This is a genomic window from Catellatospora methionotrophica (assembly GCF_011297335.1).
GTDB classification, from domain to species: Bacteria; Actinomycetota; Actinomycetes; order Mycobacteriales; family Micromonosporaceae; genus Catellatospora; species Catellatospora methionotrophica.
Window position 1 is genome coordinate 251,302 of record NZ_JAAOTJ010000008.1, and the last position, 25,069, is coordinate 276,370.

Annotated in this window: 17 protein-coding genes; 6 read left to right on the forward strand and 11 right to left on the reverse strand. The window is 73.5% G+C overall.

The genetic code is table 11. The features are described 5' to 3' along the window. The first annotated feature begins 65 nt into the window (after window positions 1-65). A complete protein-coding gene (locus HAV40_RS20395) occupies window positions 66-656 on the forward strand; it encodes a Dps family protein (protein WP_166383586.1) in 591 nt (196 codons plus the stop codon). Window positions 657-791: 135 nt separating this feature from the next. Here HAV40_RS20395 and HAV40_RS20400 read toward each other — a convergent pair whose 3' ends face one another. Further along, window positions 792-1,289 (reverse strand): YflT domain-containing protein, encoded by a 498-nt coding sequence (locus tag HAV40_RS20400; RefSeq protein WP_166383588.1) that lies wholly within the window; start codon window positions 1,287-1,289, stop codon window positions 792-794. 72 nt (window positions 1,290-1,361) lie between these two features. Continuing rightward, window positions 1,362-1,814 carry an SgcJ/EcaC family oxidoreductase gene (locus HAV40_RS20405; RefSeq protein WP_166383590.1) on the reverse strand — a complete coding sequence of 151 codons (453 nt, stop codon included), beginning with the start codon at window positions 1,812-1,814 and terminating at the stop codon, window positions 1,362-1,364. A 109-nt stretch (window positions 1,815-1,923) separates the two neighbouring features. Here HAV40_RS20405 and HAV40_RS20410 point away from each other — a divergent pair, with 109 nt between their 5' ends. Further along, the gene (locus tag HAV40_RS20410; RefSeq protein WP_166383592.1) at window positions 1,924-2,397 is read left to right on the forward strand and encodes a MarR family winged helix-turn-helix transcriptional regulator; all 474 of its coding nucleotides are present in this window, start codon (window positions 1,924-1,926) and stop codon (window positions 2,395-2,397) included. Window positions 2,398-2,410: 13 nt separating this feature from the next. Here the strand turns inward: HAV40_RS20410 and HAV40_RS20415 are convergent, their stop codons facing one another. Together HAV40_RS20415 and HAV40_RS20420 are read right to left on the reverse strand one after the other, a co-directional pair. Beyond that, a complete protein-coding gene (locus HAV40_RS20415; RefSeq protein WP_166383594.1) occupies window positions 2,411-3,088 on the reverse strand; it encodes a hypothetical protein in 678 nt (225 codons plus the stop codon). Further along, complete coding sequence (locus tag HAV40_RS20420) at window positions 3,081-3,611, reverse strand: RNA polymerase sigma factor (protein WP_166383596.1); 531 nt, start codon at window positions 3,609-3,611, stop codon at window positions 3,081-3,083. Before HAV40_RS20420 ends, HAV40_RS20415 begins: the two co-directional genes overlap by 8 nt. A 183-nt stretch (window positions 3,612-3,794) precedes the next feature. Here HAV40_RS20420 and HAV40_RS20425 point away from each other — a divergent pair, with 183 nt between their 5' ends. Beyond that, the gene (locus HAV40_RS20425) at window positions 3,795-6,998 is read left to right on the forward strand and encodes a S8 family peptidase (RefSeq protein WP_166383598.1); all 3,204 of its coding nucleotides are present in this window, start codon (window positions 3,795-3,797) and stop codon (window positions 6,996-6,998) included. A 179-nt stretch (window positions 6,999-7,177) separates the two neighbouring features. Here HAV40_RS20425 and HAV40_RS20430 read toward each other — a convergent pair whose 3' ends face one another. Beyond that, window positions 7,178-8,332 (reverse strand): acyl-CoA dehydrogenase family protein, encoded by a 1,155-nt coding sequence (locus HAV40_RS20430; protein ID WP_420837236.1) that lies wholly within the window; start codon window positions 8,330-8,332, stop codon window positions 7,178-7,180. A 244-nt stretch (window positions 8,333-8,576) separates the two neighbouring features. Here HAV40_RS20430 and HAV40_RS20435 point away from each other — a divergent pair, with 244 nt between their 5' ends. Next, window positions 8,577-9,929, forward strand: coding sequence for a UDP-glucose dehydrogenase family protein (locus HAV40_RS20435; protein WP_409364941.1), 1,353 nt, complete (start codon window positions 8,577-8,579; stop codon window positions 9,927-9,929). 195 nt (window positions 9,930-10,124) lie between these two features. Further along, window positions 10,125-15,269, forward strand: a complete 5,145-nt coding sequence (locus tag HAV40_RS20440) for an SCO7613 C-terminal domain-containing membrane protein (RefSeq protein WP_166383604.1) — start codon at window positions 10,125-10,127, stop codon at window positions 15,267-15,269. A 132-nt stretch (window positions 15,270-15,401) separates the two neighbouring features. Here HAV40_RS20440 and purE read toward each other — a convergent pair whose 3' ends face one another. The 4 genes from purE to HAV40_RS20460 form a co-directional block, all read right to left on the reverse strand. Next, complete coding sequence (gene purE, locus HAV40_RS20445) at window positions 15,402-15,908, reverse strand: 5-(carboxyamino)imidazole ribonucleotide mutase (protein ID WP_166383606.1); 507 nt, start codon at window positions 15,906-15,908, stop codon at window positions 15,402-15,404. Next, window positions 15,905-17,071: a 5-(carboxyamino)imidazole ribonucleotide synthase gene (locus HAV40_RS20450; protein WP_166383608.1), complete on the reverse strand. Its 1,167-nt coding sequence runs from the start codon at window positions 17,069-17,071 to the stop codon at window positions 15,905-15,907. Before HAV40_RS20450 ends, purE begins: the two co-directional genes overlap by 4 nt. 15 nt (window positions 17,072-17,086) lie before the next feature. Then, window positions 17,087-19,264 (reverse strand): asparagine synthase-related protein, encoded by a 2,178-nt coding sequence (locus tag HAV40_RS20455; RefSeq protein ID WP_166383610.1) that lies wholly within the window; start codon window positions 19,262-19,264, stop codon window positions 17,087-17,089. A 130-nt stretch (window positions 19,265-19,394) separates the two neighbouring features. Next, a complete protein-coding gene (locus tag HAV40_RS20460) occupies window positions 19,395-21,404 on the reverse strand; it encodes a thioredoxin domain-containing protein (RefSeq protein WP_166383612.1) in 2,010 nt (669 codons plus the stop codon). A gap of 197 nt (window positions 21,405-21,601) precedes the next feature. Between HAV40_RS20460 and HAV40_RS20465 the strand changes: the two genes are divergently transcribed. After that, the gene (locus HAV40_RS20465; protein WP_166383614.1) at window positions 21,602-22,681 is read left to right on the forward strand and encodes a DUF3626 domain-containing protein; all 1,080 of its coding nucleotides are present in this window, start codon (window positions 21,602-21,604) and stop codon (window positions 22,679-22,681) included. A gap of 30 nt (window positions 22,682-22,711) precedes the next feature. Here HAV40_RS20465 and HAV40_RS20470 read toward each other — a convergent pair whose 3' ends face one another. Further along, window positions 22,712-23,422, reverse strand: coding sequence for a PspA/IM30 family protein (locus HAV40_RS20470; RefSeq protein WP_166383616.1), 711 nt, complete (start codon window positions 23,420-23,422; stop codon window positions 22,712-22,714). A 16-nt stretch (window positions 23,423-23,438) separates the two neighbouring features. Then, a complete protein-coding gene (locus HAV40_RS20475; RefSeq protein WP_166383618.1) occupies window positions 23,439-25,049 on the reverse strand; it encodes a TPM domain-containing protein in 1,611 nt (536 codons plus the stop codon). Window positions 25,050-25,069 lie beyond the last annotated feature (20 nt).

Consider the following 25,069-nt stretch of genomic DNA (forward strand, 5'->3'; position numbering starts at 1 on the left):
GCATTTCCGCTGGTCGTGAGCCTGCGCCGGGATCCCGTGGCGCGGCCGGAACGAGAGGAAGCTCCATGCCCACCAAGTCGCCCGCCAAGGCCGCCGCGACCCGCGGCAGCCAGCCCATGCTGCACCAGTCGGGGGTCCAGATCCAGGAGTTCGGCACCGTACGCCAACTGCCGGTGGGCCTGTCGCACGACGCCCGGATGTACTCGTGCGAGCGGCTCAACCAGTGCCTGGCCGACTCGCAGATCCTGTACAACCTTTACAAGAAGCACCACTGGCTGATGCGCGGCCCGACGTTCTACCAGCTGCACCTGCTGCTGGACAAGCACGCGGGCGAGCAGCTGGAACTCATCGACACCATCGCCGAGCGGGTGCAGACCCTGGGCGGGGTGGCCGTCGGCGACCCGCGCCACGTCGCGGAGATCACCACCATCCCCCGGCCGCCGGACGGCGTCGAGGAGGTCCCCGCGATGATCTCCCGCCTGCTGGAGGCGCACGAGACGATCCTGATCGCCGCGCACGACGCCGCCAAGCGGGCCGACGAGATGGGCGACGACGGCACCAACGATCTGCTCGTCTCCGATGTGATCCGCACCGGCGAGCTGCAGGCCTGGTTCCTCGCCGAGCACCTGGTCGACACCCCGCTCGTCGAGTCCTGACGGGCCGCGACGCCGCCGGGCGAGCACCGGCGGCGGCGCTTTGCGAAAACGACTACCGCCTGCGCGACCTGCGGGGCGGCTCGCGGCTCCCCCGACCGGCGGGAACCTCGTGCCGCCCCGCACGTACGGAAGCGGTCAGGCCCGGCCGGCGATGCCGCCCTCGTCGAGCAGGCGCAGCGCCTCGTCGGCGGAGGCCGCGTCGACCATGATCTGGTAACGGTCGGCCTGCATCGCCGACACCGAGGAGAAGTCGCGGCGGCCACCGGTCAGCGCGTGCCCGGCCATGCCGAACAGGCCGCCCGCGAGCGCGCCGAAACCCGCGCCGTAGACGATGAGCAGCAGCAGCGAGATCAGCGGGGTGACCCAGTTGAAGAAGCCGAACAGCCAGGCGAACAGCGCGCCCAGCAGGGCTCCGCTCACCGCGCCGTGGGCGGCGGCACGCCACATCGTCAACCGGCCGGTGACCTGCTCGACCAGGCTGAGTCCCCGACCCGCGATCGCGGTGCGCTCGACCGGGAACCCGTTGTCGGACAGGTGGTCGACCGCCCGCTCCGCCTCGGCGTACGTGTCGTAGGTCGCGACGACGACCTGCCCGGCGGCGCGGCTGTCCGCGGCCCATTCGGTCTGTGTCATGGGAGCCTTCCTCGTCGACTGTCGTTTTCGGCCGGGTACCCGCCGTGGCGGCTGTCAACCGTCGTTTCGCCGTCAGCGGACGGCGGGCCGGGTGCCCGGCGCGAAGCGGAACTGCATCGCCTCCATCAGCGAGCGGCGGCCGGTGTTGTGGAAGGCGGCGACCCGCCAGCCGTCGGGTTCGCGTACCAGCGTGTAGGTCACGATCTTCGACAGCGCGGGCCGCCGGTTGCCCTTGTAGGTGGCACCGCGCCCGACGACCACCGCGGTGTCCGGGCCCAGGAACGTGGTCGTGATCGTCTCGCCGGCCAGCCGGGTGCCCTTGGTGAACGCCCGGAACAGGGCGCGGTGGCTCTCGGTGATGTCCGCGCGGCCCCGGTAGAGAGTGCCGACGAAGGTCACATAGCTGGCGTCGGCGGTGAAGGCGCGGCCGAACGCGTCGGCGTCGGCGACGTCCCAGGCCTGGGCGATCGCGGCCATGAGCTGTTCGATCGCGGCCAGGTCTGCGGTGCGGTCGGGGTAGTTCACGTGGTCCTCCCTGGTCGGCCGGGCCTAGCATGGCTCCGGGTACACAGTATCTGAGTCAGTGCAAACTCTGCACGCATGCAGAGATTAGCGCAGAGGGAGCCGTCACGCCATGGCCGACGCCACGCCGCCCACCGGGCTGCCGCCGGGAGCGCACCAGGTCTTCCGGCGCTACCTCGACGCGATGACCGCGCACGCGCAGGCGGCGGCCGACGCGGCGGGCATGCACCCCACCGACTGGGCCGCGCTCAGCACGCTGAACCTCGCCGGGCGGCTGACCTCGGGCGAGCTGGCCGAGCGCACCGGCCTGACCACGGGCGCGACGACCCGGCTCATCGACCGCCTGGAACGCGCCGGGCACGTACGCCGCGTCGCCGACCCCGCCGACCGGCGGCGCGTCCTGGTCGAGCCGGTGCCGCAACTCGATGTGGACACCATCGTCGGACCGGCCCGCCAGCGGCTCGGCGAGGTCTTCCAGGGGTATCGCCCGGAGGAGCTGGCAGTGCTGTTCGACTACTTCGGCCGCGCCGCCGACGCCCTGCTGACCGCCACCCGCGAGGTCCGCGCCGACACCGCCGCCCGGTGACGGGTCAGGCCGGTCAGCTCGGGCCGCGGTCCTCGAACGTGTACGTCGTGGTCAGGTTCTCGGGCAGGTCGGGGACCAGGGTGTCGGGGCCGTCGACGACCTGGACGTAGCGCCTGCCCTGGAACAGGGACCAGGTCCCGTCGGCGACCGGCTCGATCGTGAACAGCTGCTCCTGGGACGCGGGGTCGCAGGCCCGGCCCCGTACGCTGCCGGGCGCGGCGTCGTGCACGACGGTCATGCACAGCCGTCCACCCTCGCGCGGCACGGCCAGCTCGATCCGGAACCGATCGCCCTCGGGGCGCAGCACCCAGAGGGGATCGCCGACGGGCTCCGCCGTCGCCCGTACCCGGTCGTCGCCGGGGCCGATCGCCAGGACGGCCCCGGGCATGCTCGGCACCGCGATCCTGACCTGCCGCCGTCCGGCGAGCACGTCCTGAGGCCCCGCCGAGGTCGTCACCGAGGAGGCCGCCGCCGACGGCGCGCCGACCGCCGGGCCGGCCGGGGTGTCACGTAGCTGCAGCAGCCCGGCGCCGACGGCCGCGACCAGCACCACCAGCCCGGCACCGGTGACGGCGGCACGGCGGCGCAGGCGGCGGTCGCCGCGTTCGCGCAGCTCACGGGCGGCGGGGAGCTGGGTGACCCGCTGGACCCCGGCGGCGATGGACGTGAGGTCGTCGTGCAGCTCAGCCATGGGAGGCCTCCTCCGGGTGCGCCTCGGTGAGCATCGGGGCCATCGCTCTGCGGCCACGGGCAAGGTACGACTTGACGGTCCCGACGGGCTTGCCCATCTCGGCCGCCACGTCGGCGACGCTCATGTCGTTCAGGTGGTGCAACACGACGGCGCGGCGTTCGGACGCGCTCAGCCGCTGCAGCGCCTGCAGCAGCGCGACGTGGTCCTCGGTGAGGCCGGGCACGGTGGTGTCTACGGCGGCGCGACGGTGCGCACGTACCCGGTTGAACGCCTTGCGCCAGGTGCTCACCGCGATGCGGGTGGCGACCCGGCGCACCCACGCCTCCGGGCTGTCCGCGTCGCGGACCTGCGGCCAGCGCTGCCAGGCCCGGGTGAACGCCTCGGCGACCGCGTCCTCGGCCTCGCTGCGGTTGCCGGTCATCGCGTACACGTGCCCCACGACCCGTCCCGCGCAGGCGGCGTAGAAGGCGTCGAAGTCCTCGGCGTCGTCCGCCCTGCCCGTGCCCCCTCGTCGCGTGGTCACCCGGCGATGCAACCCCGCCCACCGCAGCGGCCGACCGGCGCGGGGCGGCAATGTGTCCGCCGTCACACCCACGTGATCAACCGGTGTACGCGCCCGGACGTCAACGTGCCGTCACGGGAGACACCCGGTGGCGGAGAGGACGATGTGCGACGACGGCAACGACACGCACTCACGGCCGGAGCGGTGGCGACCGCCCTGGTCGCGGCCGCCCTGGCGGCGCAACCGGCGACCGCGTCGGGCCCGGTGGGCAAGCCCGGGCCGGAAACACCCGTCTCCGGTACGCCCGGAGCCTTCACCCTGATCACCGGTGACCGCGTGATCGTGGACGCGAGCGGCGGCCTGGACATCCAGCGTGGCCCCGGCCGGGCCACGATGCGGTTCGTGAGCAGCCGCGAGGACGGCCACCAGTTCGTCGTCCCCACCGACGCGATGCCGCTGCTGCGCGCCGGACGGCTCGACCGGCGACTGTTCGACCTGACCGCGCTCGGCGGCTTCGGCTACGACGACCGCGCCGCCGAGCTGCCGCTGCTGGTCGCGTACCCGGCGGACAGCTCCGCGCGGGCGCGTACGGCCGTCACCGGCGGCGACGCGCGGGTGCGGGCCGACCTGCCCGCCGCCGACGCGCTCGCCGTACGCGCGAACGTGAACGACCGGGCGGACCTCTGGTCGTCGCTGACCAGCGGCACCGCCTCGCAGCGCACGCTGACCGCCGGGGTCACCCGCATCTGGCTGGACGGCAAGCGCCGGATCTCCCTGGACCACAGCGTGCCCCAGATCGGCGCGCCCGCGGCCTGGCAGGCCGGATTCGACGGCAAGGGCGTCACGGTCGGTGTGCTCGACACCGGCATCGACGCCACGCACCCCGACTTCGCCGGGCAGCTCGCCGCCGTCCGGGACTTCACCGGCGGGAACGACCCGTCCGACGACGTCGGCCACGGCACCCACGTGGCGTCGACGATCGCGGGCACCGGAGCCGCCTCCGGCGGCGCGTACCGCGGGGTCGCGCCCGGCGCGAAACTGGTCGTCGGCAAGGTCTGCGCGACCACCGAGTGCCAGGACTCCGACGTCATCGCGGGCATGGAGTGGGCCGCCGCGCAGGCCAAGGTCGTCAACGTGAGCCTCGGCGACACCGACCGGCCGGGCCTCGACCCGCTGGAGACCGCCGTCCAGGACCTCAGCCGCCGCTACGGCACCCTGTTCGTCGTCGCCGCGGGCAACGAGGGCAAGCCGAAGTCGGTCTCCTCCCCGGCCACCGTGGACGAGGCGCTCGCCGTCGGCGCGGTCGACGCCGACGACCAGCGGGCGTACTTCTCCAGCAAGGGCCCGCGCCTGTTCGACAACCACATCAAGCCCGACATCAGCGCGCCCGGCGTCGACATCGTCGCGGCCGCCCCCGGCGGCGGCTACCAGCCCATGGCGGGCACCTCGATGGCGACCCCGCACGTGGTCGGCTCCGCCGCGATCCTCGCCGGGCAGCACCCCGACTGGACCGGCCCGCAGCTCAAGGCCGCACTGATGAACGCGGCCAAGCCCGGCGGCGAGAACACCCTCTACGAGGTCGGCGCGGGCCGGGTCGACATCGGCCGCGCGGTCGCCCAGCCGGTCTTCGCCGAGCTCGGCTCGATCGACTTCCCGGTGCAGCGCTGGCCGCACGCCGACGACACCCCGTTCACGCAGGTCATCGGCTACCGCAACGCGGGCACCACACCCGTCACACTGACGCTGGGCGTCGCCCCGGCCCCCGCGGGCATGCTGACCGTCAGCCCGGCCACCCTGGTCGTGCCGGCCGGTGGCCGCGCCGAGGCGACGGTCACCGTGGACACCCGCGTCGACACCCCCGACGGCGTCTACCAGGGCGCGATCACCGCGACCGGGGCCGGTGACCTGCTCGTACGCACGGTCTTCGCGCTCGACAAGGAGATCGAGAGCTACGACGTCAAGCTCCCCCACTCCGGGCGCGACGGCAAGCCCGCCACGGACTACGAGACCGTCGCGGCGAACCTGACCACCGGCGAGTTCACCACCCTGACCGGCACGCCGGGCGGCGGCACGATGCGGCTGCCCAAGGGCCGGTACGCGCTCTACAGCACCATCCATGAGGGCACCGTGTCCACGCTGCTCGTGCAGCCGCTGCTGGACGTGCGCGGGCATGTCACGGAGACGCTCGACGCGCGTACGGCCAAGCCGGTCGCGTTGACCGTGCCGCAGCGCGACGCCGCCCCGATGGCCGTCAACATCAGCGCCAACTGGGACGACGGCCTGCGCTACCCGGGTGTGCAGCTCAGCGGGGTCTCGTTCGGCGACGTCTTCTTCGGCCGGATCGGTCCCGCCGTGGCCGCGCCGGAGTTCGCCGTCACGCTGGGCATCGGCCTCGGCCGCCCCGGCAAGGACGGAACGTTCCGTAACAGCCCGTACACGTACGACCTCGCGTATGTGAGCAAGGGCGACATGTTCACCGGCCTGACCCGCAAGCTGTCCCCTGCGAACCTGGCCACCGTCAAGGCCGTCTACCGCAGCCAGTCGGCCGACGCGACCGCGATGCGCTTCCACCGCGCGGCGGCTGTCGGCGGCCCCGGCCCGATCGGCTCCAGCACACCGGTCGACCTGCCGTTGCGCGCCACCGAGTACTACAACACCGACGGGGGCCTGATCTGGACGACGACGTTCGTCGAGGGCGCGAACTCCACCACGCAGGAGTCGACCTACCAGCCGGGCAAGGTGTACCACCAGACCTGGAACGCGGGCCCGTTCGCACCGACGGTGCTCGGCGCGCCCGAGTGGTCGCCGACGGGGTACGCGGGCCGGGAAGGCGACCTCATCACCGTCCAGCCCGGCATGTTCGCCGACGCCGACGGACGCCCCGTCGGCCGTGACGACCTGCAGGTCCACCTGCGGCTGTCGCGCAACGGCAAGGAGATCGGCACGGCCGACGGCGCGTACGCGGAGTTCACGGTCCCCGCCGCGAAGGCGGCCTACCGGCTGGAGGCGACCGTCACCCGCGGCGCGCCCGACACCCTGTCCACCTCGGTCTCCGTCGTGTGGACCTTCACCTCGGCGCACACCTCCGCGCCGGAGCGGTTCCCGCTGACCACGGCCCGGCCGACGCCACTGCTCGACGACACCAACACCGCACGGGCGGGCCGCACCCTGGCCGTCCCGGTGGTGCTGGACCGGCACGTCGCGACCGCGTCCACGTCATGCCGCGAACTGGCCGCCGAGGCCTCGTTCGACGACGGCCGGACGTGGATCAAGGTGCCCGTGTTCTGGGGTACGGCCTTCGTCAGCCACCCGAAGCGGCCCGGCTTCGTCTCGCTGCGCCTGAAGGCCAAGGACACGGCAGGCAACACGGTCACGCAGACCATCCTCCACGCGTACCGCACCGCCTGAAGCACCACCTCGCAGGGCCCGGCGGACACCCGCCGGGCCCTGCGCACACCCACGGCCGGCAAGTCATCCCTTGCGCAACTCTTAAAAAGTCGCGCCTACCCATGACCTGGGTAGGCGCGACTTTTTAAGAGTTGCCGCAGGAGGGCGGGGCGGGCGGGGCGGGCGGGGCGGGCGGGGCGTCAGATGACGCCCTTGAGGAGTTGGCGGGCCATGACGATGCGCTGGACCTGGTTGGTGCCCTCGTAGATCTGGGTGATCTTGGCGTCGCGCATCATGCGTTCGAGGGGGAAGTCCTTGGTGTAGCCGTAGCCGCCGAGGAGCTGGACGGCGTCGGTGGTGACGGCCATGGCGGTGTCGGAGGCGAAGCACTTGGCGGCGGCGCCGAAGTAGGTGAGGTCGGCGTCGCCGCGCTCGGAGCGGGCGGCGGCGGAGTAGGTCAGCTCGCGGGCCGCGGTCAGCTTCATGCCCATGTCGGCGAGCATGAACTGGACGCCCTGGAAGTCGGCGATCGGCTTGCCGAACTGGCGGCGCTCCTTGACGTAGTCCAGGGCCGCGTCCAGCGCGCCCTGGGCGATGCCGATGGCCTGGGCGGCGATGGTGACCCGGGTGTGGTCCAGGGTGCGCATGGCGGTGGCGAAGCCGGTGCCAGGCTCGCCGATCATCCGGTCGGCGGGGATGCGCACGTTGTCGAGGTACACCTCGCGGGTGGGCGAGCCCTTGATGCCGAGCTTCTTCTCCGGCGCGCCGAAGCTGACGCCGGGGTCGGACTTCTCGACGACGAACGCGGAGATGCCCTTCGCGCCGATGCCGGGCTCGGTGACGGCGAAGACGGTGTAGTACTCGCTGACGCCGGCGTTGGTGATCCAGCGCTTCACGCCGTTGAGAATATAGTGATCTTCGTCACGTACTGCCCGAGTTGTCATGGCAGCGGCGTCGCTGCCCGCTTCGGGCTCGGACAGGCAGTAGGAGAACATGCCCTCGCCGGACGCGACCTTGGGCAGGTAACGCTGCTTGAGCTGGGCGGATCCGGCCAGCAGCAGCGGCATGGTGCCCAGTTTGTTCACGGCCGGGATGAGCGAGGACGAGGCGCAGGCGCGGGCGACCTCCTCGATGACGATCGCGGTCGCGAGCGCGTCCGCACCGGCCCCGCCGTACTCCTCGGGGATGTGCGGGGCGTGGAAGTCCGAGGCACGCAGCGCATCGAAGCTGGCCTGCGGGAACTCGCTCGTTTCGTCCGCCTGGGCGGCGTTCGGGGCGACCTTGGCGTCGCAGACCTCACGCACCGCCTCGCGGATCGCCACGTGCTCCTCGGAGAGCTGGTACAGCGCGAACACCCGAGACCTCCTCTGAACCTGCCGACACATGGGCGTACCGGTCGGTAGCTTAACGCTCGATCAGCCAAGGCCGTCCAGCGGCTGCCGGTAAACTTTCCTTGGGGTGGTCCAGGGCGTACGCTCTTCACCTGCTCAAACCCGAAACCCAACCACCCCTTGCGGATCTAGGAGACGAAGCGTGACGCTCCCGTACGCGAGCCAGCCTGCCCCGGTCACCCCGCCGTCAGGCGCCGCGCGGCCCCGACTGACCTTCATCGGCACCGGTTACCTGGGAGCCACCTACGCCATCTGTTACGCCGAACTGGGCTACGAGGTCATCGGCTTCGACGTCGACGTAGACAAGATCGAGAAGCTGAGCAAGGGCGAGGTGCCCTTCCACGAGCCCGGACTCGACGAGATGCTGCGCCGCAACCTGGCCGCGGGCCGCCTGCGGTTCACCACGTCGTACCAGGAGACGGCCGACTTCGGCGACGTCCACTTCATCTGCGTGGGCACGCCGCAGCGCGCCAGCGGCCTGGGCGCCGACCTGACCTACGTCGAGGCGTCGGTCAGCAACCTGGCCCAGCACCTGAGCCGCAAGGCCCTGATCGTCGGCAAGTCCACCGTCCCGGTCGGCACCGCCGAGTGGGTCGAGCAGCTGGTCGCCAAGCACGCCCGGCCGGAGCTGGCCGTCGAGGTCGCCTGGAGCCCCGAGTTCCTGCAGGAGGGCTTCGCCGTCGACGACGTCATGCGGCCCAACCGCATCGTCGTGGCCACCAAGACCGAGTGGTCCAACTCGCTGCTGCACGCCGCGCACAAGGGCGTCTTCGACCTGGCCGCCACCGAGGACCGCGAGGTGCCGGTGGTCTCCACCGACTTCGCCACCGCCGAGCTGGTCAAGGTCGCCGCGAACTCGTTCCTCGCCACCAAGATCTCGTTCATCAACGCGATGGCCGAGGTCTGCGAGGTCGCCGGTGGCGACATCACCCAGCTCGCCCGCGCCCTGGGCTACGACCCGCGGATCGGCAACCGCTTCCTGCAGTCGGGCGTCGGCTTCGGCGGCGGCTGCCTGCCCAAGGACATCCGCGCGTTCCAGGCCCGCGCCCAGGAGCTGGGCGCCGGTGAGGCGCTGCGCTTCCTGCACGAGGTCGACCTGATCAACCTGCGCCGCCGCCAGCGGGTGCTGAACCTGGCCGCCGGGCTGCTCGGCCGCAAGTTCGGCCCGGCCGGCCCGGACCTGTCCGGCGCGCGCATCGCCGTGCTCGGCGCGACCTTCAAGCCCAACTCCGACGACGTACGCGACGCGCCGGCGCTCGCCGTGGCGGGCATGCTGGCCCGCGCCGGTGCCGCCGTGCACGTGTACGACCCGCAGGGCATGGAGAACGCGAAGCGGGCGCTGCCCGAGGTCGAGTACGCCAAGTCGATGGTGGACGCCGTCGCCGACGCCGACCTGGTCTGCGTGCTCACCGAGTGGGCCGAGTTCCGCAACGCCGACCCGGTGGCCCTCGGCGAGGTCGCCGCGAACAAGCTGATCGTCGACGGCCGCAACTGCCTCGACGCGACCGCCTGGAAATCCGCGGGCTGGACGCTGCGCGCCCTGGGCCGCCCGACGGTCTGACGCACTGCCGATAAGAGCCCGTCCGCGTACAGCGGGCGGGCTCTTTCGTTCACGCGCGGTGCGGCGTGTCCCCGCGATCCACTAGCTGACTGAAATGGGGCTTTTCAAAGGTCACTCCTATTAGGCATGCTGCTGCTGACTGGATCCATACGCCGCGTCGTCGTTTGGTGACGTGCTGGGAGTCGGAGGTTAGCCATGGCCGCGGCCACCAGCACGTGCTCGATGTGTGGCCGGGAACGTGATCCCTCGGTGCGCTGCCCGCACTGCGGCAACACCCCTGAGCAGCTCGCGGCCGAGGTGACCCGGCTCAACAAGGCCATCGCCGACATGAACGCCGAGGACCTGCGCCTGTCCGGCGAGCGCAAGAAGCTCAGCGGCAAGCTGCAGGCGGCCCTGTACCAGCGCGACATCCTCGCCCACGCCGAGGCGCAGCGGCAGAAGAAGGCCGCGCCCAAGCAGCGCCGCTGGATCCCGCGCCCGCCCGGTGCGAAGGACCCCGCCGCGCAGGCCGCCACGCCGCCCGCTGACGGACCGGACCCGGACGGGGTCACCTCAGGCACCACGGCCGCCCCCGACGACGCCACGGTGCCCCGGCAGGGGCCCACGACACCCGGCGACGGAGCGGCCCGGCCCGGCGACGCGGCGCGTGCCGCCACCCGGCCGCCCGGCACGCGAAGGCCGGACGGCACCGCGCGGCGAGACGGCGGGGCGCGGTTCCCTGACGGGTCCGCCCGGCGCGACGGCGGGTCGCGGGTCGCGCCGCTGCCCGAGCCGCCGCCGGAGGCTTCCGCGCGGTCGGTGCAGAACATCATGCTGGCGCTGGGTTCGCTGCTGCTCGGCATCGCCGCCGTGGTGTTCGCCGCGGTCGCGCTGAGCAACGTCGCGCCCGGCATCCGGCTGACCGTGCTGGCGCTGGCCACCGCGCTGCTGCTCGGCATCGCGCCGAGCCTGGTCCGGGGCGGCCTGTCGGCGACCGCCGAGGCGCTGGCCGCCGTCGGCCTCGCCCTGCTGCCGGTCGACGGATACCTGCTGGCGCAGTTGAGCCTGATCGACACGTCGCTGATGATCGTGGCCGGGCTGGTCTTCGCCGCGACCGCCGCCATCGCCTACCTCTACCATCGCGCCACGGGCCTGACCATCCCGCGCTACGCGGTGGTGATCGCCATCCAGCCGGTGCTGCCGCTGCTGCTGTTCGAGCTGATCCACGGCCCGGCGGGCTGGGCCGTCGTGCTGACCGTCGTCGCCGCGCAGAACGCCGTCATCGCCCGCGCCGTCGAGATCGCCAACGCTCCCGCCCGTCCCGTCCCGCCGCCGCGCCTGGCGACCCCGGCGACCGCGGCACCGGATCCACGCATCGCCGATGCCGAGCAGGACGCCGAGGCAGCGGGGCAGTACCCGACGGCCGACGGCGGCGCACCGACCGTGGCCCGGTCCGCCACCTCCCGGACCCCGGGGCTGCCGGACGGCCTCGCCACGTTCATGCGGCGGCCCGACACGGCCGTCACGGCGACCCGGCGCTCGGCGTTCTGGCTGCGGGAACTGGCCTGGGTGCTGCACGGGCTGGCCATCGCCGCCGCCACCGTGTACGCCGTCGCGGCGCTGCTCACCGCCGCGACCGTGCCGTCGGTGCTGCGCGCCTCGGCGACCCTGCTGCTGGCGGTCGGGGTGGCGCTGGTCGGCGCGCTGATGCTGCGCCGCGCGCCGCTCAACGAACTCGCCGCCGGGGCGATGGTGCTGGCCGTCATCGGCTCGGCGGCCCGCGTCGCCGTGGTCGCCCTGCCGGACCGGGCGCTGCTGGTCATCGCCGCCGCCGTGGCGATCACGGGCCTGGGCGTACGCGCGATCCCGGAAGCGACCCGGCGCGGCCCGCAGCTCGCGTCCACCCTCGCCCTGATCGTGATCAGCCTGTTCACCGCAGGCAGCGCCCTGCGCGCGGCGCTCGCGCCGGTCGCCGCGGCCTGGCCGTTCGGCAGCGCCGACGTCACCGGGTTCGAGAACGAGATCGCGCAGCGGGCCGGGCACCCCGGCTGGCCCCTGGTCGCCACGATCGCCCTGCTCACCATCGCCGCGGCGCTGTCGCTGCCCGCGATCTGGCGGCACGAGACCGTCGTGGCGGGCGCGGCGCTCACCGCGCTGGCCGCCCCGGCCTCGCTGGGCCTGGGCTGGGTGGCCACCCAGTGGCTGCTGGCGGTCGCCTCGATCGCGCTGCTGGCCGCCGGGATCGGCGTCGCGGGCATCGGCTCCGCCGACGGCGCGCCCTGGGCCGCGGCCACCCCACGCGCGGCCCGCGCCCACCTGATCGCCGCTTTCCTGGTCGGCGCCACCGCGGTCGGGGTCGCGCTGGCGCACACCTGGTCCACGGCGGGACTGATGGTCGCTTACACCCTGGCGGGTGTGCTGCTCGCGGGCGCGCAACGGGTGCTGCCCGCGCCACCGGCGACCGTGCTGCTCGGCGACGCCGCCGCCGGAGCCGCCGCGTTCGCCGCGCCGATCGCGGTCGGCACCGGCGTGCTCACCGTGTTCCCGGCGGCCGGGGAGCAGGTCGCGCTCGCGGCCGCGTTCCTCGCCTGTGCCGCCACCCTCGCGCTGGTCGCGGCCCGGCTGGTCGCGCACCGCCGCATCGGCACCCCGCTCTCGCTCGGCGCGGGCCTGGGCGCGCTGGTCGTGGCCGGTGCCGCGTTCGGCACCGCCGGAGCCGGGGTGCTCGACGCGGGGCTGGGCGCGCTGCTGCTCATCTCGGCGATCCTGCTGGCCCTGGCCCCGTCCATCGACTCCGGACGCCGGGCCGACCGGGCCCTCGACGGTGCGGACTTCGCCGCCGCGGCCGTCACCGCCGCGCTGATCGCCGCTCTCGCCCGCGTCGCCCACCTGGTCGCCCCGGCGTACTGGCTGGTGCTGTCGGCGCTGCTGGTGCTCGCGGTCGGGGTCGCCGTCCGGCTGCTGCCGCAGGACCTGCGCCGCGGCCCCGTCGCGGGCAGCGCGGTGGCGGGCGGCATCCTCGTGCTCATCGCCGGTTACCCGGCCCTGGCGGGCGGCATCAAGGCGCTCGCGCTGCCCGGCGAGCTGTGGGCGGCCGACCTGGCCCCGGTCGGCGGCGGCGTCGAGTTCGGCTGGCAGGCCCCCGCCGCGCTGGTCGTGCTGGCCATCGCCGCGGCCGTGGTGCTGCCGCCGCCGCGCAGCCACCAGGCCGCCGCGATCGCCGCGATCCTGGCCACCGTCGGCGCACCGGCCGCGCTCGGCTGGCCCTGGTGGGCGCCGATCGTGCTGGGCCTGACCATCGCCACCGGATATGCCCTGGCGGCGGCCGTGGCGCAGGACGCGCGGGCCGGATACACCCGGCTGGCCGTGGCGACCGCGGTCGCGCTGCACGCGCTCGGCGCGAGCCTGGTGCGCCCGTGGACGACCGCCGCCGCGCTCGGCATGATCGCCCTGGTCGGGGCGGCGCTGGTGCTCATGTCGGCGCTGATGACCCAGCAGGCCGTCCAGGCCGAGGCGGAGCCGCCCGCGCATCTCGACGTGCTCGGCGGCGCGGGAATGCTCGCGGTGCTGCTGGCCGGGCCCGCCGCGCTGGCCGCTTTCGCCGCGACCGCCGGCAAGGAACCCGAGGTGCTGCTGACCGCCGCGCTCGGCGGGGTCAGCATCGGACTCGCGGCGCTGGCCGCGGCCCGGCGGCCCGCCGCGCCGTACCTGGGCTGGGGCACCGTCGGCGTGGCCATCTCCGGCACGCTGATCGCCCTGCTCGCGCTCGTCAACGGCCACCCCGCCGGGGTGTACGCCGCCGCGGCCGTGCTGCTCGTGGTGCTCGCCGAACTGCTCCGCACCACAACCCGCGACCAGCTCGGCCTCACCCCCGAACGGGTCGCCGTGCCCAAGCCCCGCCGGATCCCACGGGAGGGGCCGCAGCGCTGGCGCGTCGGGTTCGACACCCGCCAGGAGCTGATCGAGCGCAGCCGCCGCCTCCCGTCGTACCCGGGTGCGATGGCCGCCGCCGCGGCAGCCGCGCCCGCGTTCATCGCCCTCGCCTCGCTCGCGCCCGCGCTGCACACCGCGCTGGTCCGCCCCTACGACAGCATGAACGCGATCTGGCAGGGCCCGCCCGCCGCCACCGCGATCGCCACCGACGTCGCCGCGGTGCTGACCGCCGTACTGCTCACCATGGCCGCGGGCATCGCCGCGGTCGGCTTCGGCGGCGGCCCCACCCGGGCCGTGTCCGTCGTGGTTCCCGGCGCGGCGGTCACGCTGCTGATCGCCCCCGCCGGGCTCGGGCTGGCCTGGCCCGCGAGCGTGCTCGCCGGGCTCGGCGTGTTCACGGTCTGCATGCTCAGCGTCGCGCTCACCGAACCGCCGTCCGGCGACGACGTCGACCGCCCCGTCCGGGCCGCTCGGGTCGCGGTGCTGCTGCTCGGCCTGATCGCGGGCGGCGCGGGCCTGGCCGGAGCCCTCGCCACACCGAGCCTGACCATCTTCACGTTCGGCGGCGCGGTCGCCGTCGGGGCGGTCGCCGCGCTCGGCGGCAAGAGCCAGCGCGCCCGTATCCTCGGCTGGCTCGGCGCGGCGCTGGCCGCGCAGCTGTTCGTGCTGACCGTGAGCCTGCGCATCGGCGCGAAGCCCGAGTGGGCGGCGTTCGGCGTGCTGGCCGTCGGCGCGATCCTGATCGTCGGCGCGGCGCTGCACCCCCGGTTCACCCGCCCCGAGGCGCTGCGCGAGGCCAGCGCCGTCGAGTGGGCCGGGTACACCGCCGGGGTGATCGCGCTGGCCCTGGCCGTACGCGCCCCGTCGCAGGCCGCCGCGCTGCTCGTCGGCTGGGGCGCGGTGCTCGGCATCGCCGCGACCCGGGCCGGACGGCCCCCGACACAGCGTCGGGTGCTGTTCTGGGCCGCCGCGGCCAGCGAGATCGCCGCGTGGTGGCTCATCATGCGCAGCGCCGACGTCGCGCTGCCCGAGGCGTACACGCTGCCGTTCGCGCTGCTCGCGCTCGCCGTCGGGCTGCTGGAACTGCGCCAGCGACCGCAGCTGGGCAGTTGGGCCGCGTACGGACCGGCGCTGATCGCGGGCTTCGGCCCGACCGTGGTCGTCGTCCTGGTCACCGACACCAACCCGATCCGCGAGGTCGGCCTCCTGGTCGCGGCCATCCTCACCCTGGTCGTCGGCTCCCGCTACGGCCAGCAGGCCCCGGTCGCCATCGGCACGGCGGTCACCGTCATCGCGGCCCTGCACGCCCTGACCCTGGTCGGCACCACCTGGCTAGGCGTACTCGTCGGCGGCATCGTCCTCATCGTCCTCGGCGCCAACTCCGAACGCCGCCGCCAAGCCGCCGACCGCTACAAACAACTCCGCTGACCCCCGCCCCACCCCACCCCGCCCACCCCGCCGCCCGACTCAGCCCTTGGCGCAACTCTTAAAGAGTTGCGCCTTCGGCTGGCTCGTCGACCGCGACTCTTTAAGAGTTGCGGCAGGTGGGGGGTGGGGTGGTCAGAGGGTCGCCTGGAGGGCGGCGTCCTTCTGGGCGACGAGTTCGGTGAGGCTGTGGGCGTAGTCGGTGAGCCTGGCGCGCAGGGTGGCGTCGTGGGCGCCGAGGATGCGGGCCGCGAGCAGGCCCGCGTTGCGGCCGCCCGCGATGGAGACCGTGGCGACGGGGATGCCCGCGGGCATCTGCACGATGGACATCAGCGAGTCCATGCCGTCGAGGTACTTCAGCGGCACCGGCACACCCACCACCGGCAGCGGCGTCACGCTGGCGACCATGCCGGGAAGGTGGGCAGCGCCACCCGCCCCGGCGATTATGACCTTGATCCCCCGGTCCGCCGCCGTCTGCCCATAATCGATCATGAGTTGCGGCGTACGGTGCGCCGACACGACCCGGACCTCGTAGCTCACGCCGAACTCGGCCAGCACCTCCGCGGCGGGCTTCATCACGGGCCAGTCCGAGTCGGACCCCATGATGATCCCGACCTGCGGAGCGGGAGTCTGCTCGCTCATGATTCGAGAGCCTTTCCGTAGGTCAGCCAGTGCCCGGCGCGGGCCGCGCGGGCGCGGCAGTCGGCCAGGTCGTCGCCGAGCGCCGTGACGTGCCCGATCTTGCGGCCGGGCCGGGTCTGCTTGCCGTACAGGTGCACCTTGACGCCGGGTTCGGCGGCCATCAGGTGGTGCAGCCGCTCGTCGATGGACATGCCGCCGTCGGGGCCGCCCAGCACGTTGGCCATCACCACGGCGGGCGCGGCCAACGACGTGTCCCCCATCGGGTAGTCCAGGACCGCGCGCAGGTGCTGCTCGAACTGGGACGTGCGCGCACCCTCGATGGTCCAGTGACCGGAGTTGTGCGGCCGCATGGCCAGCTCGTTGATCACCAGCCGGGGCGCCTCGCCCGGCGTATCCGGCGCGACCTCGAACAGCTCGACGGCCAGCAGCCCGACCACACCCAGCTCGTTGGCGATCCGGATGGCCAGCTCCTGGGCCCCGACCGCGACGTCCTCCGGCAGGCCGGGCGCGGGCGCGAGCACCTCGACGCAGATGCCGTCCTGCTGCACCGTCTCGACGACCGGATACACCGCGACCTGCCCGTACGGTGAGCGGGCGACCTGCACAGCCAGCTCGCGGCGCAGCGCGACCTTCTCCTCGACGATCAGCTCGGCCCCGCTGGCCAGCAGGTCGATGATCTCCTCGACGTCGTTGACGACGAACACCCCGCGCCCGTCGTATCCGCCACGGGCCGTCTTCACGACCGCGGGCAGCCCGAACGCGACCAGCTCCTCGGCCGTCGCGATCGGCGCCCAGCGAGGCACCGGCGCACCCAGCTCCGACAGCCTGCGGCGCATCAGGTGCTTGTCCTGGGCGTACTGGAGCGCGTCAGCCCCGGGGAAGACCTTGTGGCCCGCCGCGACCAGGGCACGGATGTGTTCGCCGGGCACGTGCTCGTGGTCGAAGGTGACCACGTCGCACGACTTGGCGAAGGTGCGCAGCGCGTCCAGGTCGGTGTGGCTGCCCAGCTGGACGTCGGCCGCGACCAGGGCCGCGGACTCGTCGACGTCGTTGGCCAGCACCCGCAGGGACTGGCCGAGGGCTATCGCCGCCTGGTGGGTCATACGGGCGAGCTGGCCGCCGCCGATCATGCCGACGACAGGGAGGCCGGTGCGTGTGTCCATCGGCATGGAGTCTAATCAGCGCCGACGTGCGGAAGCTTTCGCGCCCTTGCGGCCAGTGGACTGCGCCACGCGCCGCTGCGCGGACAGCGCGAGCACCAGCGGGGTGCGCTCGTCGCCCTGACCGAACGGGTTGCGCTCGCACAGCCGCTCCAGCAGCCCGGCGGGCGGCTCACCGGGCTGTGACCAGCCCAGCAGTCGCATACCGCCGTCGCCCGCGCCGACGACGGCGCAGCCGGCCAGCATGGCGTACACGTCGTCGGGCAGGGTCTTGCGCAGCGCCGCGACGATCTGCTCGGCGACCCGGTCGGCGTCGCCTGGCGGCGGCACCACGGCCAGGTGCGCGGGCGGGCAGGCCTGCTCGCGGGGCGGGCACACCGAGCGGACCAGCGGCCCGGCGATGCGCTCGGACCAGACCCGGCGGCCCAGCCGGGCGCACAGAACGGCCAGCCCGAGCCGGGACCGGCCGCCGTGGTCGAGCGCCACCTGCATGCTCCACGGGTCGGCGAGACCGACGGCGGGCCCGGCAAGCCGCACCAGCGCGCGGGCGTACGAGCCGGGTTCGATCTCCCAGATGGCGCGGGACAGGCCCTGGGCCACGGCGACGGGTTTCGCGGCGACCAGCAGGTGCCAGGGCCGCCGCAGCGCCTGCCGGGAGCCCTTGTCCGCGCCGTGGGCGAACTCGGCGACGTACCAGGCGAACTTGTCGGCGAACCGGTCCCCGGCGGTGATGGGCTCGGTGACCAGGGCGTGTGTGGTCCAGTCCTGCCCCGCGGCGGTGATGACGACCGGGCCGGGGGCAGGGCGCGACGCGGGCACGTCGGGGGTGCGCTCGTAGGGCGCGAGCACCGTGGTCAGCCAGCGCTCCAGCAGGTAGCGCCGCCACAGGCGGGCCACCTCGGCCTCGCCGGCCGTCGGCAGGTGCTGCATGACGGCCAGGCCTTCGTGGTCGGTGCCGCCGTGGCGCGGATACAGCAGGGCGCTGATCGTCTCGGCACGCAGCCGCAGCATGATCTCCCGCAGTGGCGGCTCCAGCGTCGCGGCGGCCGGGGCGGTCGCGGCGGCCCGCAACGAGACCGGCGGCAGGGTGCGCTCGGCCAGGCCGCGCAGCTCGGCGCGCAGCGCCTCGTCGGTGGTCTCCAGGTCCCGGTACGGGAACCGCAGCGCGACGCCGTACCGGCTGGCGACCCGGTCGGCCAGGCGGGGCAGGTGCCCGACCGGCCCGCTCCAGCCGCCCGCCCCGAGCAGCGCGTCGACCTCCCCGCCGGTCGCCCGCGCCACCGCCCAGGCCAGGTAGCTGGACAGGTCGGGCATGGGCTCGCCGACGTCGGTGAGGAAGCCGTCGACGTCGATCTCGTCGGCGAAGAACGGCAGCGCCTTGTGCCGTACGTGGTTGTCGGGCAGCGGCCCGAGCAGCGCCGACGCGTACGCCGACGAGTCCGCGGGCAGCCCGGGGAAGTTCACCGAGTACACCGGCAGCCCGCGCGGCTCGGCGCGTTCGGACAGCGCCGCGCCGAGCACCGCCGCGCCGGGCAGGCCGGGGCCGAGCAGCACCCCGAGCCGTCCCTCGCCGACCGCGCCGAGCAGCGCCATCCGGCCGGTGACCGGGTGGCCCCGGTGCCGGACCGGCGGGTGCGCGCGGACCAGCCAGCCGTCGGTGTGCCCGGCGGAGATCTCCACGACCTGGTTCGGCAGCACCCGCCGGATGCCGTCGAAGAAGGTGGCCGCGCCCTCGTCGCAGCTGCCGACGGCCAGGAACCGGGCGACGGTCTCCGGATCGGGCCGCGCGGGGACCCCGGCGGCCAGCAGGGCGGCGGGCTCGCTGGCGACCAGCACCGCGCCCCGGCAGCGGGCGTAGTAGAGCGGCGGCCCGTCGCCGTTGCGGGCCAGCACCAGGCCGTCGGGGTCGGCCATGATCAGGGTGTACGGGTCGGGTCCGCTGACGAGCCCCAGCGGTCCACGGTCGGCGTACCGGTGGGCCAGGGTGCTCAGCTCGACGATGCCGTCGACGATCAGCGTGGTGGTGTCCAGCCGGTGCACGATCGGCATCGCGGCCCTGATCAGGAGTTTCGCCGAACCGCAGATGCCACGCGCCTCCTCCGAGCCTCGCGGGACGAGCGCGCGGGACAGGGCGGTGAGCGTGTCGGTGGACTTGCGATCGGAGCCGAAGCTCAGCAGAGCGGCGAGACCGGCCACGCGACCATCTCCTCAGGGAAGGCTGAGCGACGGTGGCGTCGCGCTGCGGAGCAGCGTCGAGCACGCCACGGTCGTCGGGGGAAACCTCAGCCTAGCCAGGATTGTCCGTTTAGCCGTTCAAATCGTGCTATCAGGTGAGAATTGTCGTCAGTTCGACAGTCGTCGTCACCGGACGGTCACAGACGAACCCCCGGCAGACGTACGCCGTGGGCTGGTCACCGACCATCGTCCGGCCCGCCAGCAGCGGCACGCCCGGCGCGTCCGGGTGACCCGCCACGATCACCGCTCCGGGTGGCGCGTGTTCGATCGCGGTCAGCAGCAGCGGATCGGTCTCCGGGTCCGTGGTCGCGATCGCGATCTCGTACGGCCCCGACAGCAGCGCCTCCGCCGCCGACGCGGCATACCCGGCGAACCGGGGGTGCCCCGCCAGCAGCGGCACGATCGTGGACAGCGCCCGCTCGGCCATCTCGTGCCAGCGCGGCTCCCCGCTCAGCGCCGAATAGCTCAGCAGCGCGTTGACCAGCGACGACAACCCTGAAGGGGTGGCGTTGTCGGTCGGGTCGGCGGGCCGGATCACCAGCCGCTCCGCGTCGTCGGCGGTGTCGTGGAACCCGCCCTGCCCGTCCCGGAACCGCTCGGCCGCCGCGTCGACCAGCGCACCGGCCGCCGCCAGCCAGCGCCCGTCGCCGGTGACCTGGTGCAGCGCACAGAACGCCTCGGCCACGCAGCCGTAGTCCTCCAGCACGCCCGCAGGCTGCCCGACGATCCCGTCCCGCGACACCCGGCGCAGCCGCCCGTCCACGACATGCGAGTTCAGCAGCAACTCGCCCGCCTCGACCGCGATCGCGCGGAAGTCCACGTTCTCGACGTCGGCCACATCGCCGACCTCGGTGTAGTTGCGCCAGAACTCGCACAGCGCGGTGATCGCCAGCCCGTTCCAGGCCGCGACCACCTTGTCGTCGCGCATCGGCTGCGGACGTTCCCGGCGCGTGGCCATCATCAGCCCGCGCACCCGCTCCCAGCGCTGCTGCACCTCGGGGGCCACGTCGTCGATGTCGCGCTTGAGCACCAGCACCGACGCGCCGTGCTCGAAGGTGCCCGCCTCGGTCACTCCGAACAGGTCCGCCGCGAACCCCGCGTCGTCCTCCCCCAGCACCTCGACCAGCTGCGCCGGGGTCCACGAGTACGTGGTGCCCTCCACGCCCTCGGTGTCGGCGTCGAGCGCCGAAGCGAACCCGCCCTCGGCCGTCTGCAGGTCGTTGACCAGGAACATCGCCGTCTCGGTGGCGATCCGCTGGGCCAGCGGGTCGGCGGTCAGCCGCCAGATCTCGTTGTAGACGCGCAGCAGCAGCGCGTTGTCGTACAGCATCTTCTCGAAGTGCGGCACCGTCCAGGTCGCGTCCACCGCGTACCGGTGGAAGCCCCCGCCGAGCTGGTCGTAGATGCCGCCGCGGGCCATCGCCTCGCCGGTGTGCCGCACCAGCTCCAGCGCGTCGGCGTCCTTGGCCCGCTGGTGGTGGCGCAGCAGGAACAGCATCAGCATGTGCGGCGGAAACTTGGGCGCCCCACCGAAACCGCCGCGCACGCTGTCGTAGTCGGCCCGCAGCCGCTCCACCGCGTGGTCCAGCAGCTCCTTGGTGATCTCGCCGCCGCCCTCGATCGGGTTGCGCGCGATCGCCTCGACCACCGCCTCGCCCTGCTCCAACACCTGCGTACGCTGGTCGCGCCAGGCCTCGGTGACCGCCTCCAGCAGGCGCGTGAACTGCGCCTTCGGGTAGTACGTGCCGCACAGGAACGGCTTGCCGTCGGGCGCGGCGAACACCGTCATCGGCCAGCCGCCCTGCCCCGTCATCGCCTGCGTCGCCGACATGTAGACCGCGTCCACGTCCGGGCGTTCCTCGCGATCCACCTTGATAGCCACGAAGTGCTCGTTGACCAGGTCACCGACGGCGGCGTCCTCGAACGACTCGTGCGCCATCACATGACACCAGTGGCACGCGGCGTAGCCGACGGAGATCAGCACCGGCACGTCACGGCGCTTGGCCTCCGCGAACGCCTCATCACTCCACGGCCACCAGTGCACCGGGTTGTCAGCGTGCTGCAGCAGATACGGCGAGGTCGCGTCCCCGAGTCGGTTCACACGTCCCACCCTCTCACAACGCCCCGCCCCCTACCCCGCTGCCCCATTTGTCGGGCCTTCTCGCCTACGTGGCGATGATCGTCGTTTCAGGTCAGAACCTTGCGTTCAACCCCAGGTTCTGACCCGAAACGGCGATCATCGCGACCCATCCGTAACCACGTTGCCGGCGGTGCGGGCCGTGTGATGAGGTCGCGGGCATGACAGGGCTGCCGGGTACGCGGACTGATCTGACGGCGGCACAGCGGGCGGCGCTCGCGCACGTGACCGCCGTCGCGACGCGGCAGCGGGCTCGGGCGCTGGAGCGGCTCGGCGACGTGCCGGATCTGGCCGCGCTCGTGGCGGCCGCCGCCGCGCACGGGCGGGTCACCCTGAACTTCCACCCGGACCGGCTGCTGGCCGACGGGCGTACCGTCGCCGCGTCGATGGCCGCCGACGGCCGCTACCGGAGCCAGTTCGAGACCGGCGTCTCCAACGGCAGCCGCACCGCCTTCCTGCACGGCGACCGCGACCGCTGGGAGGAGTCGCTGTTCGGCGGGGCCTACCAGTCCCCCGGCACGCCGCTCACCGAACGCCCGCTCTACGGCGGCCTGAACCTGCTCGGCCACCCCGACGGCGCATGCCCCCGGTTCGGTTCCTGCCACGTCAGGCTGCGCCCCTCGGTGAACCCCCGCTGCACGGTCACCGTCGGCGACAGCCACCTCGGCCCCGCCGACGTCGGCACGCTCGCCGCCTTCGAAACGGTGCTGGCGGGCCTGGTCGAACGCGCCCGCGAGACCGGGGTGACGCTGGGCCGCCCCGGCGCCGACCCGCTCGCGGTGCTGCGCGGACTCGCCTCGGCGGCCTCCGCCGAGCACGGCCGCGCCCTGGACGACTACCTCGAAGTACAGGTCCACGGCCCGGTCGACCTGGCCGCCGACGCCGAGGCGCTGGTGCTCGACCCGAGCTTCCGTGGCACCCCCGACGGCGACCTGCTCGCGGAGCTGGCCGCCCGGCTCGGCATCGGCCTGGAGTGGCACGCGGGCTTCGAACTGACGGCCGCCGAGGTCGGCCCCGACTTCCGCGGCCCGGCGATCCCACCCCTGGCCACAGACCTCTGCCGACGGTACGCAGCCCCGCGCGGCACCTTCGACGCCGAACTCATCGGCCGCGCCGCCGCCGACATGCTCCACAACCCGCACTCCTGGGCCCAGCACGGCACCCCCGACGACCTCCTCCAGTACGTCAAACAGCTCTGGCACACCCTCGTCCACACCGGCAGACCGTTCAGCGGCCGCTGACGTCCCGGCAGCCACCTGACGGGTGAACGGTCAGCGGCCGGACTTCATGGCGGCCAGGCGGGACTCGATCTCCTTGTCGCGGGCGGAGGCGTTGAGCTCCTCGAACTGGGCGTCCACGCTGGAGGCCTGGAGTTCATCGTGGCCCTTGAGGCGGGCCTCCTCGCGGCGCACCATCTCCTCGAACCGGCTGATCTCGCTGCTCGGGTCGAGCGCGTCGATGCTCTGGGCCGAGGCCTGCACCCGGCCCCGCGCCTCGGTGACCTTGGCGCGGCCGACCAGCTCGTCGCGCTTGCGGCGCAGCTCGTCGAGCTTGCCGCGCATCTGGGTGACCCCCTGCTTGAGCTGCTCGGTGACCTGCGTCTGCTCGGCGATCATCGGGCCGAAGCTCTTGACGTCGTTCTCGTACGCGATCTGTTTGCCGATCGCGATCCGGGCCAGGTTGTCGAACTTGTCGCCGTCGGCGGGGTTGCTCGCCCGCACCTGGTCGGCCTTCGCGCTGGCCGCCTGGGCCTTGACCTGCCATTCGGCGGCGTTCTTCGTCGCCTCCGCCGAGTCGGCCTCCAGCAGGCGCAGGTTGCCGATGGTCTGCGCCACGGCGTTCTCGGCCTCGCTGATGTTCGCGGTGTAGTCGCGCACCATCTGGTCGAGCATCTGCTGCGGGTCCTCGACGTCGTCGAGGATGGCGTGGATGTTGGCGCGGGCCATCTGGGTGATCCGCCCGAGGATCGACTGTGCCGCCATGATCAATTTCCCCCTGTCATGATTTCTCCGGTCTCATCCACGTGCTGGGGCCGCCGAAACGGCCCTGGACGGGCGGTGCGCCGGGGGTGGTCGCGCCGCCGTCGGACTGGTTCGCGTCGCTGGTCAGGCCGAGGCGGAAGCCGCCCATGCCGCCTCCGCCGAGCATGCTGTCGAGCAGGATGCCGCCGAGCACGGCCCCGCCCATGCCGCCCGCGGCCGCCGTGCCGAAGCCGCCCGGACCGCCGATGATCACGCGGCCGCCGCCCATCTGGCCGCCGTAGCCGGACGGGAACTGCCAGCGCTCGATGTCGTCGCGGGCCGAGTCCATGGCCTGCGCGGCGAGGTCGTGGGCGCGTTCGGCGGCGGCGAGCGCGGCGACCGGGTCACCGCCGCTCTCGGCGCGGTCCAGCAGCGTGTGCGCCTCGGAGAGCCGGGTCCGCGCGGTCGAGCCGACCGCGCCGCGCCGGGTGGTGATGTAGCCGGTCGCGGAGTCCACGGCGGCGCGGGCCGCGTGCAGGGCCTGGTCGAGCTGGCGGCGGGCCTGTTCGGTGCGGTTGGCGGCGTCGCGTACGCCACCCATGGCTTCGGCCAGGCCGGACGCCGCGGCCTCCAGACGGCGCATCATGCCCAGGGGGTCGGTTCGGGGGTTGGCGAGCTGGGTGCGTACGTCCCCGGCGACCTGGTCGGCGCGGGCGACCGCGGCCGCGAGGTTCATCTGGTCGGCGCCGCCCGCGCCGCCCGACGCCTGCATGGCGGCTTTACCCGCGGCGACCTCGCCCAGCATCTCGTCCAGCAGGCCGGTCACGTTCTGCCCGGCCGTGTCGAGGTCGGCAGCGTTCTTGGCGAGCGCGTCCAGCAGACTGCCCGCCTGGCCGACGGCCTGCTCCGCCCCGCGCAGCGCGAGCGCCGCCTTGCCCCGGTCGCCCGCGGCCACGTCGGCAGCGGACTGCCGGAGCTGCTCGTCGGCGAAGTCGAGCCGCGCGACGGTCTCGGAGACGTTGCCCGCCACCGGGATGAGCGCGCCGTCGGTGTACCGGTCGGTGAGCCGGGTCAGCGTGGCCTGCGCGCCGGGAAGCCGGTCGCGCAGCTCGCGGGCGCGGGCCAGCAGGGACTGGCCGAGTTCCTCGGCGTTGGCGCTCATCGCGCGCAGTTTCTCGAACGCGCCCGCCTCGGCGTCCAGCCTGCGGTCCACGGCGGCGCACCTGTCGACGATCTCACGCAGCAGCCGCCGCTTGGTCTCGTCGTCCTCCGGGATCTCGTCGTCGAGCTGGTGCCGGATCCGGAACGCCGCGCCCAGGTCCTCCTTCGCGGCGGCCACCGCGGCGGCGAACGAGGTCACCGCCGGCGCACCGTACTGGGCGGTGGCGAAGCCGAGTTCCTGCTCACTGGTGCGCACCGCGTTGTCCACGGCCACCAGCTGCCCGTTGGCGTACGTGTTCAGCTGGGTGGTGTCGTACGCGGCGAACGGGTCGACCGGACCGGCCTGCTGCGCGGTCGCCTGCGCCCGCCCCTGGTCGCGCTTCCCGCGCCGCCTGGCCACCGTCAGCGCCAGGATCACGCCCAGCACGATGATCGCGAGGCAGCACAGGACCGAGAAAGGATCGACCTCACTGGTCTGCACCGACACGTGATCACGATATCGCCCAC

What these genes read in the sequence shown, in the direction of transcription:
- HAV40_RS20410 (WP_166383592.1), top strand. Translation starts at nt 1,924, where the DNA reads ATGGCCGACGCCACGCCGCCCACCGGGCTGCCGCCGGGAGCGCACCAG.
- HAV40_RS20465 (WP_166383614.1), top strand. Translation starts at nt 21,602, where the DNA reads ATGACAGGGCTGCCGGGTACGCGGACTGATCTGACGGCGGCACAGCGG.
- HAV40_RS20395 (WP_166383586.1), top strand. Translation starts at nt 66, where the DNA reads ATGCCCACCAAGTCGCCCGCCAAGGCCGCCGCGACCCGCGGCAGCCAG.
- HAV40_RS20470 (WP_166383616.1), bottom strand. Translation starts at nt 23,422, where the DNA reads ATGGCGGCACAGTCGATCCTCGGGCGGATCACCCAGATGGCCCGCGCC.
- purE (WP_166383606.1), bottom strand. Translation starts at nt 15,908, where the DNA reads ATGAGCGAGCAGACTCCCGCTCCGCAGGTCGGGATCATCATGGGGTCC.
- HAV40_RS20450 (WP_166383608.1), bottom strand. Translation starts at nt 17,071, where the DNA reads ATGGACACACGCACCGGCCTCCCTGTCGTCGGCATGATCGGCGGCGGC.
- HAV40_RS20415 (WP_166383594.1), bottom strand. Translation starts at nt 3,088, where the DNA reads ATGGCTGAGCTGCACGACGACCTCACGTCCATCGCCGCCGGGGTCCAG.
- HAV40_RS20400 (WP_166383588.1), bottom strand. Translation starts at nt 1,289, where the DNA reads ATGACACAGACCGAATGGGCCGCGGACAGCCGCGCCGCCGGGCAGGTC.
- HAV40_RS20440 (WP_166383604.1), top strand. Translation starts at nt 10,125, where the DNA reads ATGGCCGCGGCCACCAGCACGTGCTCGATGTGTGGCCGGGAACGTGAT.